A 17,452-nucleotide genomic window follows, 5' to 3' on the forward strand; every position below is an offset into this window, starting at 1 on the left:
TTACTTTGGATTTTAGTATTTTACGGCATAACCAGCATTCGAAATATGACATTTTCTCTTTCAAGAAAAACGACTTCGGAGTTTTTTCAGCTCTCTTGGAGAGCAAGGGGTTTATGCTGCAAAAACGAAGTCATGCTGCATAAAACATACCTTGCTATTTGCACTGACGCAAATAAATTCGTTCCGAAGAACGATATGTTATTCTCTCGAAATGTATGTTTTCAAAGCCATGAGATACCGACTTATCGCTTACTGCAAAGTTACTAAGCATTATGCCTAAATCCCTTACTTCATACGAAGCCACAACCATCCAAATCGACGCCACAAGTACGCACTAAAGAAAATCACGCTGATTACAGCATTACTGAGCCATATATTTGCACCGTTGAATATGTCGGTGGAGGTATGTGTCTTCGATGACATCACGTTCCGATGAGCGATATAGGCGAGGGGGTATGTCAAAGAACATTTCCTTGATTCTTTCACTCGAACGTGGGAATGTGCGAAAGCAGATACAATCGTTCGATTGTATTGATGGACACCAATGAACTTCTCCACAGAAAGGGTATGCACGAAAGGATGTATCCCTACCGGTACAAGCCGATCATTGGGCATATCTCCGATAGCGGATGTATTCACCTTCGTCGGTAAATATACCGGCAACGAAACGGACAGTGAATTATATAACAATAAAATTAAGTAAGTATGAAAGAGAATCAAAACGGTAAGGTAGATCCCGTTGCCATCCGGGAACTTGTTTCACAGGGGATTCCCATGAAAAGAAAAGAGAGTGAGATAAAACGCTCTCAATCAGAAAAACAGAGTATTGAATCGGAACGTCCCAATGACGAGCCAATGTCAAAGGATTTTTCAAGAGTTCCAAGAAGAGAAAGGCGAAAGTCTGACAAAGGCGATTATGAGTCGCTTTTCATCTGTCGCAACACTTTGAGAAATCGTAAAACCATCTATATTGCCAAAGAGTTGCAAGACACGCTGGCGGAGATAATCATGTCTATGAGAAACAGGGATATGACCATCGGTATCTATGTGGAGAACATCATCCTTCATCATCTTGAGACCTACAAGGATGAAATCAACAGATTGGCGGAGATGAAGTTCAAAAAGCTGTTGTAAATCCCTGTCTTCAGATGTTTAAAATGGAACTATTCTTTTGCTTGCCGTCTTGTCCTACAATGTTGGTGCGGGCAGGTTGCTCGGTTATGGCAGACATACCAAGAGCCGATTGCTGCGGAAGATAGAGTCGGGCGACAGGGATTTCTACCGTGAATTTGTCTCTTTCTGCCGATACAAAGGCAAAGTCCTCAAGGGACTTATCAAACGGCGAAAGGTGGAGTTTTCCCTGTTTTATGTACCCTGATTATCCAATACGCCTCTTGCGACATTTTTATGCTCCGCAAGGGCGTTTTCCTGCCGTTTCATTCGCCTTTCTCGTTATGAATGAGTAACTTTGTAGATAAAATATCGTCATCATGGTCTTTCAAGTAATTTTGGATAAATTTATGTGTTTCTTGCGGATTTTTTTTTGCAGAAAGAAAGAACTTCCTCATAAGGATAATGTTCAAAGCGTTCTTACCCCAACAACTATTGAGCCTAAAGACAAGGCATATAAAACAATTGAGGACATCGCCGTTCGCCTTGACAAGATGGATGCCAAAAATATAGCGGTAACAGGGCCTTATGGTTCTGGAAAAAGTTCTGTTATCTTAACTCTAAGAAAAGATTATCCGCAATATAAATATCTTCATTTATCATTAGCAACCTTAAAGGCTTATCAACAGGAAAGAGAGAATTTAGATGTTGATAAGGATAATGATAAGAATAACGAAAGACTTAATCGTTTAATAGAATATAGTATTTTACAACAACTGATATATCGGGAAAAGCAAAGCCTTATTCCGAATTCACGCATAAAACGTATTTTTCATATAGATAAATGGGCACTGAGAAGAATTACGTTGGCAACAATTCTTTTTCTTATGGCTTTTATTATTGTCTTTGAGCCACATGTTTTTTATGTTGAATGGATTTGTAATTTACTAAGCGGTAAATGGTTAAATATTATCGGAGATTCAATTGCCATCGTGTATATGGTATGTGCTTTATTCCTTCTTATATCATACTTTATCCAAGCCCTTGGAAATAGTAAGTTAAATGTATTGAATTTGAAGAATGGAGAAATAAAACTATCAGAAGCATCTATTTTTAATGAACATTTAGATGAAATATTGTACTTCTTTCAAGTCACAGACTATAATGTGGTTATAATAGAGGATTTGGATAGGTTTGAGACATCTGACATATTCTTAAAACTTCGTGAACTGAATTTACTATTAAATGAGTCTAAAGTCATTGAACGAAAAGCTGAAAGACCTATTGTCTTTATTTATGCAATCAAAGATGATATGTTTTTAGATTCTGAGCGGTCTAAATTTTTTGATTATATCACTACTGTCATTCCGACCATAAACCCTTCTAATTCGAAAGACAAATTAAAAGGAGAATTGGAAGCAAAAGGATATAAAGATATTGCAGATTTTGATTTAAAAGAAATGGGATTCTTTATTAATGATATGCGTTTGCTTAAGAATATTGCTAATGAATATCAACAATATAGAGAAAGGCTCTCGAAAGATTTACTGCCTCAGAATTTACTTGCAATGATTATTTTCAAGAATTACTATCCTCGTACATTTGCAGAATTGCATCGCTGTGAAGGTAAAATATATAAATGTTTACGGTTAAAGCCACTTTTTATAGAACTAATAAATAAGGACATCAAGAAAAAAATAGAACAAGCAAGACAGGACAATGAAGCAATCCTTCAAAATCAACATTTGAAAGAAAAAGAACTCAGACAGATATATATTACGGAGTACAGAAGGAATTTAAGTGAAAAACCTATCCGTTTTCAGGTCGATGGGACTTGGTACACTCCAAATGAGATAGCCGAAAACGAGACTTTGTTCGTTAATTTCATAAAGCAGGAGACAATATCTTATGAATATTACTATTACTATGATAGTAAAACGACAACTTCTACAAATATTAATTTTTCGACAATAGAAAAAGCTATAGATAGTTCATTTACTTATCAGCAAAGATTGAAAACTCTTCAAACAAACATAGGGCAATCACTAAGAAGTTTCTCTGAATTAGAATTTGAACTTTCAGAATTAAACTCCTTAAAATGTTCTGAACTCATGCAAAAAGTTAATCTTCAGGAATGTCGTGAATATAGTGTGCTGAAATTAGAACCTATGATAGAACTTTTCTTGTTGAGAGGTTATATTGATGAGAATTTCTATGACTACATTTCATATTTTTATGAAAATATGATTTCGCAAAATGACTGGAATTTCGTTTTAGGAGTTAAGCTGAATAGAAAAGTTTCTTTTGATACACACCTCGACAATGTTGAGAATTGTGTTGCAGAGATTCCTGATTATGCATATAAAACAAAAGCGATATTAAACATATGGATTTTACATTATCTAAGTAATTCGGGAAAATACGACCAGAAAATGCGACAAGTTGTCAAGACCATTATGAGAAATAAGTCATGGGATTTCTTGGCGCAATACTATAATACTTTCAAAGACGATGCCGATGGTGTATTCTCATATTTGTTTTCACAGAAGACAAACTTTTGGGAAGTTTTTATTGGCTATACTGGTGAATATCAGTCTATTTTACTTGAAATTTGGATAAGGTATGCAGAGATAGATAAATCAACAGCAAATAGCCAAAAATGGATTGCTGCAAATTATCCTTATTTTTCTTCTTTGTTGCCAAAGGTTGGAAGAGAATATCTTCAGAATCTCGTAAATGTACATAAATATCAATTTGTCGAGTTAAACAAAGAATCAGAAGAACTTCTTGATACTATTGTTAAAACCAATTCGTATGAATTCAACCAGAAAAATATTTTGCTCATAGCAAACTATCTTTTAAAGAAAGAGATACCAACCCCCTCTTTGAATCTTACATTGGTATACGAAACAAACAATGACACATTTATTAAAAATGCAATCAATCATATTACAGTTTGTCTTAAGAACATATTTTCAGAACCAGCTTCAAAAGAAGAATCTCCAGAGTCTATTATTGGGCTGATTGAAAATGAATCAATAGACGAGGAAACAAAGAAGTCTTATTTGAGAAATCAATCAAATTCTATAAGTCTGAGCGAAATAGAAGATGAAAAGAACAAGGAGTTTGCTGTCAAACAATTTCTTATTGCTCCAACTTGGAATGAAATCTATGAATATTATTTATTAAAGGGTAACAGCGTTACAGAGGAATTAATGCGATTTATAGAAAACTTCATTGGTAATTTAATTAATCTTCCTTTCTCTTCTAAAGAAATAGAAAAAGAATTGCTTCATTGTCTTATTGCCACTGACTCTCTTCCAATAAATGTATTTAGAGAAATCTTACCAGTATTCAAAAGGTGGAGATTTGGAGGAACGGATTTATCTAAATTACCCCATGATAAAATGGAGTTATTATTGCGAAATTCAATGCTTAAATACAATGAATTTAACACAAAGCAGTTATTACCTTTTGGAGATAAATTTTTTGCACAGTATTTGTTAAGCCAAAAGTCTGAATATCTAAAGACCCCATCGGATATTAGTTACTCAAAGGAATTAGTATCAATATTATTTAGTTCAACAGGTCTAACAATAAAAGAGAAAAGCTTGCTGATTCCATGTGTACAAGAAAATCATCTTGAGGATAATCAAGATTTAGCAGAACAGATTGTCATAGTATTACAACAAGAAGGTGTAGATTTGGATTATGCTGTGTTATGTGAAATATTGGCTAACTCCAAACAGATTGAAGAAAAAATCCATGTTATAAATCAGACAATCCTTAAAAAGGATGATATAACGGAAGAAGAGATAGATACTTTCCTCAAAACTCTTCCCGAACCTTATTGTGTGATAGCAAAAAGAGGGAAGAACCCAGCGATACCGAAGAAAGATTATTCAATGCAATTAGTTGAAATACTTGACAAGATAAATTATATATCATCTTTTACGCCAGAAAAAGATATAATACGCATCTATACTAAGAAAACGAAATAAACCATTGGCTTTTTGTTACTTTTGAGTTGTCTCAACTCACTGTCAAAAGTAACGAGGTGCTTTTCATTGGGGGGGCTTTGTCCGCCCAATGCATAAGAAAGAAAAGGAGCAGTTGGCAAATTTGCCGCCAGCGTTACTCCATCTGTTCTTCTTGAATGATTATTTTTGATTTTATGCGGATTCCAGAGGTGAGGGAGTTTGAGTTTCAACTTTTCTTTTTCCCTGCTTCTCGCATATCCGACATTTTTTATGTGTCTTTCCGTCGGGTCGGCCGTTTTCGTTTCAGTGGCGTAAAAAGGTAGGGGTTAGGACAAACAAGGTTTTACGGCGAGAATACTACCTGCAATGAAATGGAAGTGTGGAGATTGTCGTCTAAACGGCTTGCCGCCCCGACCTTTTTGTCCGTAGAAGCCCTGAACTACCTTTGCCGCTGACAATGAACAACCGATCCCGACATGATATATGGGCATAAGTGGAGGATGTGCAGACAGAGAAACAGGGCGAAAACAGAAAACGCAGTCTTCGGAGACAGCATTTTATCATAAGAATAAAATACACGGAAAACAAAAAGCCGCCCCAACGGACGGCTTTACGAAAATAACTCAGAGAAAATTCTTTTTTCTCACGATATACTCTTATCTTTGCAACTGACAAAGTGGTTCTTTGAAATGGCAAAATGAGGAAGAGTGTAGAAGCTCACTGGTTTCCTTATCGTTACCATCCCTTATTGATAATCAAACTAATCTATTGGTTATTTGATATTTACGAATTTCTCTATGCTTTGCCGTATGAAAGGTTAGGTCCTTTTTAATTCCACAAATATCTGCAATTTCCTTCAGATATGAATTGGTTCGCTGATTAGTTAGCATTGGGAAGAGTTTACCATCACGATAGGTCTTGCCACTATACTTTTCAATGATATTCTTCGGAATATCCAATAAAAGAACATTTGTTGCAACACTCGTCTTTTGTCGTTTTGTCATTATCCATTGTTTGTCATCAAGGGTAACAATGTTTTCAGGAGTAAGGTTGGCCACATCAATGTATGCCAAACCTGTGAAGCACGAGAATACGAATAAATCACGAACTAATTCCAAACGCTGTATGCCCAGATTTTTTATTGGCTATTTTCAAAATTTCCTCATCCGTCAAGAAACCACGATTGACTGGCTCAAGGTGAAAACGATAATTAAGAAAAGGATCATGATGGATGACGCCCATTTTTCTTCCTAAAATCGTAATTGTCTTGAAAGTCTTCATTGTCTTGGTGGCTGTATTTGGGTTCTGACCAACTACTGTGCGAAGATAAATATTAAAGTCGTGTATGATAATATAGGTTAGCTCAGATAAGCGAATATCCGAACGTTTGTACTTATCCTGCAAGAAAGTCGCGAAGTGTCGTTTGCAGACATTATATTTCTGAAAAGTGGCAGCACTTACAGATATGCTCACTTGCTTAGCAATATCTTTGTTGTGTTTATCGAAGAGTGTCATCATCGTTTCTACCTCTTCTTTCTTGCCGAGATACTCCGACTTGATACGTTCCAAAGAAATGGCATCTGTCATTTCCAACTTTTTGAAGATAGTCTGCAATCCGCTTTGGATGTTATCCAACTCGAGATTAGTAGAAAGAGCCTCTGTAGTCCTTCCTTTCAGCCGTTCTTTTTCACTATCCCATTGCGACTGCTGAACGGCAATACCTGTTGAGCCAATGGAAAGTCGTTCGTTGTTGAGATAGATTCTCAACATCACGGGTGTTTTACCCTCCTTGTTAACATAGTTGCTTCTTAAATAGAAGACTGCTCTGAAAATGGTTTTCATTTGCGCTGCTGTTGTTTAATTGTAGCCATGGAAAGGAAAGTTGTAGCCAAAATTCAATAATTGTAGCCAGCTTCTAATAGAATTGTAGCCAAAAGATTGAATTATTAGCGAGATAAACTTCTGTAACCACGCTGCAAAGTTCGACATATTTATTTGAATAACAGCAATTTGCGTGTACTCTATGCGTACTCTGTACGAACTCTTGGCTACAATTTTTATTTTGATTCAAAAAGTGTAGCCAGATTGTAGCCATTGTAGAGTATTTAGGGAGTATTTACCCCCTCTGTACGTACTCTGAGAAGAAGAATGTATATAAAAGAAAAGTATCATAACTACTTGTAGCTATGATACTTACGTTTTTGTTAGGATTTCTCTGTTGGTCTGTTCAGAGTACCTAAAGCGGAGAGAGAGGCTCTTTCTCTTGAACCTTCAAATAGTATCATATACGTTCAATCTATTGTATAATAGAGATTTATACAGAATGTTAATAAAATAAGATTTCATGGAAAATCTTTGGTAATATCAAAATTTGGGTGTAATTTTGGGTGCAGAAATCTATACACCCAAAAGCATGAACATCAAACGAAACATTATCTTCACGTTGGAAAGTAGGAAGAAGGACGGTGTTCTCATTGTTGAGAATGTGCCTATCCGTATGCGTGTCAATTTCGCTTCCAAGCGGATTGAGTTCACGACAGGCTATCGCATCGATGCTGCCAAGTGGGATGCAGATAAGCAACGTGTAAAGAATGGTTGTAGCAACAAACTGAAACAATCGGCTTCTGAAATCAATGCTTCACTCTTGGGCTACTATACAGAAATACAGGACATCTTCAAGAAGTTTGAAGTGGAAGAAATAATACCCACACAGGAACAAATAAAAGAGGCATTCAATGCGCTGCACAAACCTATTGAGGAAGAAGTTAAACCGAGAAAATCAATGCCTAACACTTTTTACAAAGTGTTTGATGAATTTGTGCGAGATTGTGGACGGCAAAATGATTGGACGGATTCCACCTACGAGAAGTTTGCTGCGGTGAAAAATCATCTGATGAACTTTCGAGATGAACTTACATTTGATTTCTTTGATGAGAGGGGGCTGAATAATTATGTTACTTATCTCCGTGATGTAAAGGAAATGCGTAATTCTACCATAGGCAAGCAACTTAGTTTCTTGAAATGGTTTTTACGCTGGGCATTCAAGAAAGGTGTGCATCAGAACAATGCCTATGACAGCTATAAGCCCAAACTTAAAAGTACACAGAAGAAAATCATTTTCCTCACATGGGAGGAACTGAACAAACTCAGAGAGTTCGAAATACCTACTACCAAGCAAGCCTTAGACCGAGTGCGTGATGTTTTTCTATTTCAATGCTTCACAGGTTTGCGTTATTCCGACGTGTTCAATCTTCGCAGAAGTGATATAAAGGGCGACCACATAGAGGTTACAACTGTCAAGACTTCTGATAGTTTGATTATCGAACTGAACAACCACAGCAAAGCGATACTTGACAAATACAAGGACGTGGCATTTGAAGATGATAAGGTGTTGCCTGTCATTACCAATCAGAAAATGAATGATTATCTCAAAGAACTGGCAGAATTGGCAGGTATCGATGAACCAGTACGCCAAACTTATTACAGAGGTAATGAGCGCATTGATGAGGTTACCCCAAAGTATGCCCTACTCGGCACACATGCTGGTCGTAGAACATTCATCTGTAATGCCCTTGCATTGGGAATTCCTCCGCAAGTTGTGATGAAATGGACAGGGCATAGTGATTACAAGGCTATGAAGCCATACATAGACATTGCAGACAACATCAAAGCGAATGCCATGAGTAAATTCAATCAGTTATAACGCTAAAACGATATGAGCCAAGAAATAAATAAAACAGAGCACCAAGATTTAGATCCCGTTGTACGAGCCATCGGTACTGATCTTGAGCATACACAAGTACGCTTAATAGCCTCTGCAAACGCAGACATGCTTTTCCACTATTGGAAAGTGGGACATTTTATTCTCTATCTCCAAAAGAAAGAAGGTTGGGGAAGCAAAGTGATTGACAACCTATCCAAGGCGATACGCTCAAAATATCCAGATAAGAAAGGGTATTCTCGCAGAAATATCTTCTATATGTGCCAGTTTGCCAGTGCTTATCCGTTGGAAGTGCTGAAAGAGATGGACAGGATAGATAGCTTACTCACAACTCCTACTGTAGAGAAGGTTTTAAGTCTGACAAACGAACTCAATCAAATTGTGCAACAACCTGTTGCACTAATTCAAGCCACAGAAAATCAATCGAATACAATTACGCAACAGCCTGTTGCACAATTAGAAGAAGTTACTGAAACATTGTCAGCAATCTATCACTGCGACATCAGTCAGATAGAGGAAATCTTCAAGCATTCTGCCATAGTTCGCACCAACTGGGCGAGCCATGTAATTCTGCTTAATAGTAAGCTTCCATTGGGCGAGTGCTATTGGTACATTTCGCAAGCAGTTGCTAATGGATGGAGTCGCAATGTTCTGCAGGTGCAGATAGAGACCAATCTTTTCGCTCGACAGGTCACGGCAAAGAAAGTGAGTAACTTCTCGGCACGATTGCCCAAACCGCAAAGCGACCTTGCCAACTATCTGATGAAAGACCCTTATATCTTTGATTTGATGGGGCAAACAGATAAAATGGCAGAACGAGACCTTGAACAACAATTGGTATCTCATATCACCAAATATCTTTTGGAAATGGGCAGTGGCTTTGCATTTGTGGCACAGCAGAAGCATTTTGAAGTAGGCGATTCTGATTTCTATGCCGACCTCATCCTCTATAACATCCAACTGCATGCATACGTGGTTATCGAACTAAAAGCTACACCTTTTAAACCAGAATATATGGGGCAACTGAACTTCTATATCAATGTTGTGGACGATACCCTTCGTGGCGAACACGACAACAAGACCATCGGCTTGCTCCTCTGCAATGGTGGAGATAAAGTGGTGGCACAATATGCTCTTTCTGGCTATGATCAGCCTATTGGTGTCAGTGATTATCAACTGACAAAGGCTATACCTGATGATTTGAAGTCGGCTCTGCCTACGGTGGAAGAAGTTGAGGAAGAGTTGTCGAAGATAGTAGAGCAAGATAGCGAAAGATGAAATATCTATATTCGTCAGCAATTAATCAAAAAGAGGATTAAAGGTTTTATTTTTTACTCAGTAGTAAACTATTAGTTTACCTACAAGCATAAAAACCAACTACTAAACGAAGACACTCCAAGAAACTATACTAAACAATTTCTTGGAGTGTTTGCTATTTTCTCAACTGCCTCTTAAGTTTTCTTTGTTCCTGTTTGATACGTTCTTGTTGCAACAACAACTCTGCTTGCCGTTGCAGGGCTTGTTCATAATCAATAACCTTCTGCTGCATTTGCTGGATGGCTTTGGGATTACGATGCATGATAAAAATGCTGTCAAGGTAGTCAAAATCTTTTTTGGTAGCTTTGCCTTGCATTCGCAGATAGCGATAACGGAGGTCGTAATCGAAGGCGGTTTGCAGTTGGTTTGCTCCCATACTGAAGAACCAGCAACTTATCATGACCAGTCCACAGACTAACAAGAGTAACATGCGCTCGGCTAAATGCACACTTGCAAAGAGCGAGTAGTTCTTATATTCTACGGGCTTTTGCTGCTCTTTGATGAGTTGCTGCAAGGCTTCAAACTTTGGGTCGAGTTTCTTGCTCGACTCAGAGAGTGCCGCCAAAACAAAAAGTTGATGCTCCTTGATTTTGGCTTGGGTCTCTTGGGAGAGATGAATTTGTACGGCTTCTTGCGCTGCGGTATGCTCTGCTTTTGAGTTTATGGGCTGTTCAACAAGAGCCGTGCGTAGTTCTGCTTGTGCCTTGCTGATGGCTTTGCATTCTTGCTTGAGTTCTTCGAGCATATCGAGAACTGGTGTTGTTTCGTCATTCATACGGATATAATTTTGTGATGATTAGATTCTACGTTTGCGGTTGGCTCGATTGCGAAGCTTCTTTTGAAAGCGGAGTTCATCTACATCCACGCCACTACTTGGCATTGGCATAGTGAACACTTCGCTGATTGCTTCGGAAAAGTCTGAAGTAAAACTGTTTTCATCGACAGAATGTGTCATAGGCTCTTTTTGTAGATGATTTTGCTCTTGCCGTTGGGAATTTCGCTCTATCTCCGCATTAAGGCGAGAGAAAGAACACGAGCGGTCTATCTTTGAGCCACTGAAGCTGCAACCATCCTTTTCAAAGATGATTCCCTGCACAACATTGGTATTACCTTTCGTCTTGAAACGAGTGGTAATATCCTGTTGTTCTAAACCTGCGACAAAGTCTTTCCAATTCTGTGATTGAGGCAATATCGCCTTGATAGCATCAAATATCTCGTAACGCAGCTTGTCTCCTCCTCGCAAGCGTGGACGGTTTACTTCTTGCTTTCCTTCGCCTATAGTCAAGCCATAACGCTCTGTCAGTTCTCGGCAAATCTTCGTTGAACGATACTTCTCATTGCGGTCGCTGATGGTCTTGCCTTTATTACCAATGCGGTTGATACAAATGTGAAGATGCGGATGTTGGCGATCGCTGTGCCTTACGATAAGGCTCTGCGTATCTCCGTAGCCCATTTTCTCTATATATTCATTGGCAATCTTGACCATCACATCATCTGTCAATCGCTCGGTATCATGTGCCGAGAATGAGAGTATCGTATGACAAACAGGCTTCTGTACACTTGGACGCATAGAGGCTTGCAAGTTGAAGTCGTGTGCAATGTCATTTGGCAAAGAACTGCGTACACCTATGGCTTGTAAAACCTTGGCTTCATCTTCACGTTTGCTAAGCATATAATTGACAACTCCACTGAAGTTTGTTCCTTTGATAATTTTTGCAATCATGGTTTCAAGCGTTTCATAAGTTCGTGAATAAGTTGTTTCAGAGCATTCAAATCTTCATTGAGTGCAGAGATTCCGAAAGCATTGAGTCGATGGGTAATCTGATTAAGATTGTTTGCCATGCCTGACACCGTGCGAATGAGTTGCATCTCTTCGGGTTTGATGTGTGCCTTAACTTCTGCTTTTGCAATGAGCCGACGCAGAAACTCGGTACGAGTGATGGAGGCTTCTCTCGCTTTGCCCAACAAAGTATAGTACTCCATCGTATTAAGCCGAAGAAGCACTTGATATTTCCGCTTCTCTGATAATGTCTTGGTGGGTCGCCCACCTTTATTCTTCTGTTCCATATTTTTATTTTTTGATGAGACCAACGGGATTTTTACCTCCCAATGGTGGGAGCAAGTAGGTTTTGAGATACTCAAAACACAAACTTGCTTCCCTGATAAACACTATCTTCTGATACCACGCTTCGTGGTCGGTAACGAAGGTTGACTTTCTTGCACTTTGGATTGAGAAACAAGCCATTCGTTGAGATCTTTGTGAGTTTGATAGCGAACAGATCCATCTATGACAGATGGGTAAAACTGTTTCAAAAATTCAAACAATTTTCGTCCTGCTTCATCATTGTCTAGAAAACTCTCAACTTGCTTGTAGCCTTTTATCTTCTCTTGAATGCGTGGCAAAAGAGCCAGAGAATTAAGAACTATGGTGTCGCAGGTTGAAGAAAGATTTAGCGTTTGCCACGAAAGGAAATCCATAAACCCTTCAAAGATTTGTAAAACGTCTGTGCCTTTACTAATAGTTGTAATCGCTTTTGGAGCAATGCAGCCTTTGAAATAAGGACTACGAATTTCCCATCCGCCAGCATCGTTTGAAAATCCAATGGCATAGTATGTTCGATTGGTATTATTGTATCGAATTTCAGAACATAATCTATTAGCGATGCTGAGAGATATTCCTCGCTCTGCGATGTAACGTAACAAATAAGGATTGGTAAGTGATTGCACAGATATGATTTCTAATTTGTGCTTAGAGGTTTTTCTTTCACCGCCAAAAGAAAAATCTCTATGCGCTACTTGTTTTATATCTCCCAAAAGTTCGATGGCTTTGCTAATGGTGCAATGCTGTAAGGCACACACAAGGTCGATGATGTCGCCATGTTCTCCTGTCCCGAAGTCATACCATTGGTTGCGCTCTGTATTTACTTTGAATGATGGAGTATTTTCGTTACGAAGTGGGGAGCAGTACCAAAAATGAATTCCTTGTACTCGTGCAGGTGAATAACCCTGTTGCTGCAAATAATCTGTGATAGAGATTTGCTTTATATTTTGTATTTCCATTGTAATTTTGTATTGATGTTTGAAATGAATAACTCTCAGCCTTTTTCTTTTGGAGGCTGAAGGTTTTAGGATTAGTCGGACAGTCGTACACTATAGGCACCCCTTTACGTCCGACCAAGTTTGTTTCTCCTTGGTCGAATTAGTTCAGGTATATATAGCCTGTGTCCAACCGACCAAAGGTTTTATTGTAGAGAATTATGGTTGAGCCGATATTTTCCTCGTTCCTCCTTAACCACTATGCCTTTGTTGAGCAAGAATTGCAAAAGCTCCTTGAGCTTTGTTTGTCCGTAGGATTGTCCCACAACTTCTGCATAAGCCTCTTTAAGAGCTACGATAAGTTTACTATATGGCAAAATTTCGCTTGTAGAGAAAACTGATTCCAACGCCTTTCGATGTTCGTTATCGCTTAACTCTTGATAGGAGAAGCGATGTGATTTTCGCTCATTGTCCGAATATGAGAGATCTATTTGGGGTATGCAAATATCGTCTTCAACTTCCTTGAGCCGAAAGGCAAATTTTTCAAAGGGTTTGGAGCGGATGATGGAGGGCACAACAATACTGCGTTCAGGCATAGTGTTATCCCTCGTGATTTGAAGAACTGTTTCTGCCTTGTTGTTGAGTTCCGTCCCAATATGTCCCCGTGCGTTGTCGTCGCCCTTATTGAGGTGAAGCACGGTCTGTATGTGGATGTTTTGCTCGCTCGTCCATTGCATTAGGTCGCCCACTAACTTGGTTGCCTCCGTTGAATTGTTGATGTCGAGCATCAAATCACGAATGCCATCAATGACTACCAAGCCCACGTTAGGAGTATTGTAAATGGCGTAACGGATGATTTCTCTACGCTCGTTGGGATCGGCAATGGCTCTGAGATGGCTAAACTTCAAATGTTCTGGCTCTCTATCAGTCGGCAATCCTGCCAATCGCAGAATGCGTTGCATCACGAGTTGGCAATGATAAGGGCTTTGCTCAGTGTCAAAGTAGAGGATAGTGCGCTTGCTCTCGGGAAATGACGCCCGATACTCCAGAACTTGCCCATTGACAAGGGCTGCTGCAACGATAGCACTCACATTGAAAGTCTTCTTAGCTTTCGCCTTGCCTGTCGATACACTGAAATTGCCCAACGTGCCGATGATGGCTTCGCCTGCTTGCAGCACAACGGGCGGAAGCGAGAACTCGTCCGTTACATGAATGAGCGACTTTCGCCAAATGTTTTCATAATCAGTTGTATTCATCATCGTCCTCCTGTCTTTCGTCCTGCCAGTTCGAGTGCAAGGTCTGCATCAACAATAATCTTACGACCGATTTGTGTAATGGCACGATTGATTTTGCCACTCTGTTTGATACGGTTGGCTGTGGGCAAGCTGCATCCGAAAAGACATGCTATACCAGCCAATCCATACACATATCGTTTTTCTTCTTTGGAGGAAGAAGCCTTTGTTAATTCCCTGCTCGTGGATATATTACCGTGTTGTGCAAGGAAAAGCAATTCTTCACCAGTCATCTGCCAAACAGGCTTGTCTCGTAATTCATTTATCGTCATAATTCAATTGTTTTGAAATGAATAACTCGCCCTTGCGCATAGGGCATTCAGTCAGCTCTGACAGTACAAAAGTAGAGGGCTTTTGATGTTATTCCAAGAGGCTGGGATATAGCGGGAAGTATAGGAAAATGTAAGGAAATCAACAACTATCAAAAACGCTCAATACATACTCAAAAAGTGGATGGTTTCGGACAAAGGCATATTCATTTCCAATCATCATTAACTACTTAATAAATTACTTTTGGGTCTTCACACAAGAAAAAATCATTTGAATTGCATTAAAGCTCTATTTTTCTTCGTTTTATTCATTATAAGTTCATATCTTTGTAACTAATATTGAGATATACAATCATCTAATGGGACAGAAGAAAGAACATAGCAACCTCATTAAGGAACATTTGAAGAAGCGAGGTATCACCCAAACATGGCTCGCCAAAGAGTTGGGTATGAGTTTCAGCATCACCAACGCCTACGTTTGTAACCGCAAGCAGCCTAATCTTGCTACCATCTTCAAGGTAGCAGACCTGCTCGGCGTGTCCCCCAAAGAATTAGTGAAATAGGAGTTTATGAAAACAACAATATAGATATTCTCAGTGCAATTTCTAAAACTATAGAAGTAAACATGAATAATCTATATACGAATAAGAATATATGAATACAATTCAGCAGCCTAATTCCCACATCTTTACCAATAAGGATGGAAATACATTAATAAAAGAGTTTGAGGGGGTATTGCAGCATAACCCTCAAATCAGAAACCTTGATGCTGTTGTAGGCTTTCTTCGTGCATCTGGCTACTTCTCCTTACGCCCTTTCCTTGATAATATTGGAAAGGTGAGAGTACTGATAGGCATAGATGTAGACAAATATATCGCTAAAGCGGCACAGCAAGGAAAACTATTTTTTGGAGCAGAAGAAGAGGTTAAAGAAGAGTATCTCAGAAAGATAAGAACTGACATAGAAACTTCCAACTATCGTAAGGATATAGAAGATGGAATGTATCTAATGGTACAAGACCTTCTTGACAAAAAACTTGAATTACGCGCTCATCCTTCCAAAAAGATTCATGCAAAGATATATGTGCTATATCCCGATAATTTTAATCAGTACTCTCAAAGTATGGCCATTACAGGCTCAAGTAATTTATCAGGGAATGGATTAGGAATAACACAGGACAAGCAATATGAGTTCAATGTAAAGTTGGACCGATATGATGATGTGAAATTTGCAAAAGATGAATTCGAGCAGTTATGGAACGAAGCTGAAGGTTGTGAAATAACTTCTGAAGATATAAAAGCAGCCATTGACAGGACCTATCTTAAAGGCGATGTTCCTCCTTATGATCTTTACATTAAGATACTAATGGAGTATTATGCTGACCGTGTACTTGAGACCGACAGTACTGATCCCTTTGATATGCCAGAGGGCTATACGAAATATGATTATCAGATGGATGCCGTCATAGAAGGCTATCAAAAGCTTATTCGCTACGATGGATTCTTTCTCTCGGATGTGGTTGGCTTGGGTAAGACCATTGTTGCAACCATGATTGCAAAGAAATTCCTTATAGAGAATGGTTATGAGCACACCAAGATTCTTGTAGTATACCCTCCTGCAGTAGAACAGAACTGGAAGTCTACTTTCAAAGATTTTGGTATAGACAAATACGCCAAGTTCATTACAAACGGTAGCTTAAGCAAGGTTCTTGATGAAGAGGATTATAATTATTGGAATGCAGAAGAATATGATCTCATACTTGTAGATGAGGCTCATAAATTCCGTAGTCATACCACATCAGCTTTTGAGCAACTTCAAGAAATTTGCAAGATGCCACGCTTAGAAACAGGTAATATTTCTGGCTACAAAAAGAAGGTCATGCTAATTTCCGCAACTCCTATGAACAATTCTCCGGCTGATATCTATACGGAGATATTACTTTTCCAAGACCCTCGTCATTGTACCATTGATGGAGTTAGCAACCTTACTGCATTCTTTTCTCCATTGATAAAAGAATTCAAGAGACTACGAAAAAATAACAATACAAGTATTGAGGATTTTAAACGATTAGCAGAGAAGGTAAGAGACCTATTCTGCGAGGCAGGGATATAAAGAGATATGGATATGTTGACAATGAATTATTCCTAATCAATACTCACAATGGCATAAAGGGCAAACTCCTACGTATTAATATCAATGACTATCCTGCTGTAAAGGCACATTTAGACCAATATTGGGATAAAATATCTGTTCGTTCGGATAAAGGAGATACACCATATAATCTCCGTAACTGCGCTTATTTGGACGAATAAGTTCAGCCGTTCTTGTCCGCTCGTCATCAGTTTGGCAATTTGCCAATATCTCATCACGCTTTTCGGTATTGATAATAAAGGCCTCATTGCAACCTGTCAGCACACCACGATAGATGTTTATATTCCAATCTCTCAATGGCGTACCAACAGCTTCTATTTTCTTTTTGATGCTTTGTTCAATAGGTGAAAGAACCACCCAACTGTCAGACGAGCCAAAGTCGCAAACGGAGTTCTGTTGCTGCACAAAATCGGTCGCAAAAGCTCCCCCGACAAATACAAACTTTCTGGTAAGGAAGTTCTCATATCAGAGTTGTTGAAGAATGGTACATCCCTTCGAAAAATAGCGAAGATTTGCAAGGTTGATAGGAATACCCTTGCACGGTTTATTAGACTCAAAAGATTGGTAGAAAACTAA

12 protein-coding genes and 5 pseudogenes are annotated in these 17,452 nt (G+C 38.7%); 8 read left to right on the forward strand and 9 right to left on the reverse strand.

The genetic code is table 11. The features are described from left to right. Positions 1 to 705: 705 nt before the first annotated feature. The 3 genes and pseudogenes from PREDE_RS12730 to PREDE_RS14325 all read left to right on the forward strand — a co-directional run bounded on the left by PREDE_RS12730 (position 706) and on the right by PREDE_RS14325 (position 5,111). On the forward strand, positions 706 to 1,134 hold the full coding sequence (locus tag PREDE_RS12730; RefSeq protein WP_005845915.1) for a DUF3408 domain-containing protein: 429 nt from the start codon (positions 706 to 708) through the stop codon (positions 1,132 to 1,134). A gap of 34 nt (positions 1,135 to 1,168) precedes the next feature. Beyond that, positions 1,169 to 1,378 (forward strand): annotated as a pseudogene (locus tag PREDE_RS14320) (glycoside hydrolase family protein); the annotation flags it as partial. Between the two features lie 112 nt (positions 1,379 to 1,490). Next, on the forward strand, positions 1,491 to 5,111 hold the full coding sequence (locus PREDE_RS14325) for a YobI family P-loop NTPase (RefSeq protein WP_015310566.1): 3,621 nt from the start codon (positions 1,491 to 1,493) through the stop codon (positions 5,109 to 5,111). Here PREDE_RS14325 and PREDE_RS13975 read toward each other — a convergent pair. Then, positions 5,090 to 5,320 (reverse strand): hypothetical protein, encoded by a 231-nt coding sequence (locus tag PREDE_RS13975; RefSeq protein ID WP_154648467.1) that lies wholly within the window; start codon positions 5,318 to 5,320, stop codon positions 5,090 to 5,092. The two genes, PREDE_RS14325 and PREDE_RS13975, sit on opposite strands and share 22 nt — an antisense overlap. A 525-nt stretch (positions 5,321 to 5,845) precedes the next feature. Then, positions 5,846 to 6,932, reverse strand: a pseudogene (locus PREDE_RS12745) (site-specific integrase). Between the two features lie 571 nt (positions 6,933 to 7,503). Between PREDE_RS12745 and PREDE_RS12750 the strand changes: the two are divergent. Together PREDE_RS12750 and PREDE_RS12755 are read left to right on the forward strand one after the other, a co-directional pair. Further along, positions 7,504 to 8,793, forward strand: coding sequence for a site-specific integrase (locus PREDE_RS12750; RefSeq protein WP_005845931.1), 1,290 nt, complete (start codon positions 7,504 to 7,506; stop codon positions 8,791 to 8,793). 12 nt (positions 8,794 to 8,805) lie between these two features. After that, positions 8,806 to 10,089, forward strand: coding sequence for a PDDEXK nuclease domain-containing protein (locus PREDE_RS12755; protein WP_005845933.1), 1,284 nt, complete (start codon positions 8,806 to 8,808; stop codon positions 10,087 to 10,089). A 154-nt stretch (positions 10,090 to 10,243) separates the two neighbouring features. On the opposite strand, the gene PREDE_RS12760 is transcribed toward PREDE_RS12755, so the two are convergent. The 6 genes from PREDE_RS12760 to PREDE_RS12785 all read right to left on the reverse strand — a co-directional run bounded on the left by PREDE_RS12760 (position 10,244) and on the right by PREDE_RS12785 (position 14,728). Then, positions 10,244 to 10,903 (reverse strand): hypothetical protein, encoded by a 660-nt coding sequence (locus tag PREDE_RS12760; RefSeq protein ID WP_005845934.1) that lies wholly within the window; start codon positions 10,901 to 10,903, stop codon positions 10,244 to 10,246. Between the two features lie 21 nt (positions 10,904 to 10,924). Further along, the gene (locus tag PREDE_RS12765; protein WP_005845935.1) at positions 10,925 to 11,851 is read right to left on the reverse strand and encodes a relaxase/mobilization nuclease domain-containing protein; all 927 of its coding nucleotides are present in this window, start codon (positions 11,849 to 11,851) and stop codon (positions 10,925 to 10,927) included. Further along, entirely contained in the window at positions 11,848 to 12,195 is a 348-nt protein-coding gene (locus tag PREDE_RS12770; protein WP_015310569.1) for a plasmid mobilization protein, read from the reverse strand. The genes PREDE_RS12765 and PREDE_RS12770 overlap by 4 nt, the downstream gene beginning before the upstream one ends. A gap of 102 nt (positions 12,196 to 12,297) precedes the next feature. Further along, positions 12,298 to 13,188, reverse strand: a complete 891-nt coding sequence (locus tag PREDE_RS12775; RefSeq protein ID WP_005845937.1) for a CHC2 zinc finger domain-containing protein — start codon at positions 13,186 to 13,188, stop codon at positions 12,298 to 12,300. A gap of 182 nt (positions 13,189 to 13,370) precedes the next feature. Beyond that, positions 13,371 to 14,423, reverse strand: a complete 1,053-nt coding sequence (locus tag PREDE_RS12780) for an AAA family ATPase (RefSeq protein WP_005845938.1) — start codon at positions 14,421 to 14,423, stop codon at positions 13,371 to 13,373. After that, positions 14,420 to 14,728, reverse strand: a complete 309-nt coding sequence (locus tag PREDE_RS12785) for a DUF3853 family protein (protein WP_005845939.1) — start codon at positions 14,726 to 14,728, stop codon at positions 14,420 to 14,422. The genes PREDE_RS12780 and PREDE_RS12785 overlap by 4 nt, the downstream gene beginning before the upstream one ends. A gap of 356 nt (positions 14,729 to 15,084) precedes the next feature. On the opposite strand from PREDE_RS12785, the gene PREDE_RS12790 reads away from it, so the two are divergent. Both PREDE_RS12790 and PREDE_RS12795 read left to right on the forward strand, forming a co-directional pair. Beyond that, positions 15,085 to 15,288: a helix-turn-helix domain-containing protein gene (locus tag PREDE_RS12790; RefSeq protein WP_005845940.1), complete on the forward strand. Its 204-nt coding sequence runs from the start codon at positions 15,085 to 15,087 to the stop codon at positions 15,286 to 15,288. A 91-nt stretch (positions 15,289 to 15,379) separates the two neighbouring features. Further along, positions 15,380 to 16,813, forward strand: a pseudogene (locus PREDE_RS12795) (DEAD/DEAH box helicase family protein); the annotation flags it as partial. Positions 16,814 to 16,918: 105 nt separating this feature from the next. Here PREDE_RS12795 and PREDE_RS12800 read toward each other — a convergent pair. Beyond that, a pseudogene (locus PREDE_RS12800) lies at positions 16,919 to 17,290 on the reverse strand (hypothetical protein); the annotation flags it as partial. On the opposite strand from PREDE_RS12800, the pseudogene PREDE_RS14330 reads away from it, so the two are divergent. Then, positions 17,252 to 17,452: pseudogene (locus PREDE_RS14330) on the forward strand (master DNA invertase Mpi family serine-type recombinase); the annotation flags it as partial. The pseudogenes PREDE_RS12800 and PREDE_RS14330 overlap by 39 nt on opposite strands.

This window comes from Prevotella dentalis DSM 3688 (assembly GCF_000242335.1).
In the GTDB taxonomy this organism is placed as follows: domain Bacteria; phylum Bacteroidota; class Bacteroidia; order Bacteroidales; family Bacteroidaceae; genus Prevotella; species Prevotella seregens.

What these genes read in the sequence shown, in the direction of transcription:
- PREDE_RS12730 (WP_005845915.1), top strand. Translation starts at nt 706, where the DNA reads ATGAAAGAGAATCAAAACGGTAAGGTAGATCCCGTTGCCATCCGGGAA.
- PREDE_RS14325 (WP_015310566.1), top strand. Translation starts at nt 1,491, where the DNA reads ATGGTCTTTCAAGTAATTTTGGATAAATTTATGTGTTTCTTGCGGATT.
- PREDE_RS12750 (WP_005845931.1), top strand. Translation starts at nt 7,504, where the DNA reads ATGAACATCAAACGAAACATTATCTTCACGTTGGAAAGTAGGAAGAAG.
- PREDE_RS12755 (WP_005845933.1), top strand. Translation starts at nt 8,806, where the DNA reads ATGAGCCAAGAAATAAATAAAACAGAGCACCAAGATTTAGATCCCGTT.
- PREDE_RS12760 (WP_005845934.1), bottom strand. Translation starts at nt 10,903, where the DNA reads ATGAATGACGAAACAACACCAGTTCTCGATATGCTCGAAGAACTCAAG.
- PREDE_RS12765 (WP_005845935.1), bottom strand. Translation starts at nt 11,851, where the DNA reads ATGATTGCAAAAATTATCAAAGGAACAAACTTCAGTGGAGTTGTCAAT.
- PREDE_RS12770 (WP_015310569.1), bottom strand. Translation starts at nt 12,195, where the DNA reads ATGGAACAGAAGAATAAAGGTGGGCGACCCACCAAGACATTATCAGAG.
- PREDE_RS12775 (WP_005845937.1), bottom strand. Translation starts at nt 13,188, where the DNA reads ATGGAAATACAAAATATAAAGCAAATCTCTATCACAGATTATTTGCAG.
- PREDE_RS12780 (WP_005845938.1), bottom strand. Translation starts at nt 14,423, where the DNA reads ATGATGAATACAACTGATTATGAAAACATTTGGCGAAAGTCGCTCATT.
- PREDE_RS12785 (WP_005845939.1), bottom strand. Translation starts at nt 14,728, where the DNA reads ATGACGATAAATGAATTACGAGACAAGCCTGTTTGGCAGATGACTGGT.
- PREDE_RS12790 (WP_005845940.1), top strand. Translation starts at nt 15,085, where the DNA reads ATGGGACAGAAGAAAGAACATAGCAACCTCATTAAGGAACATTTGAAG.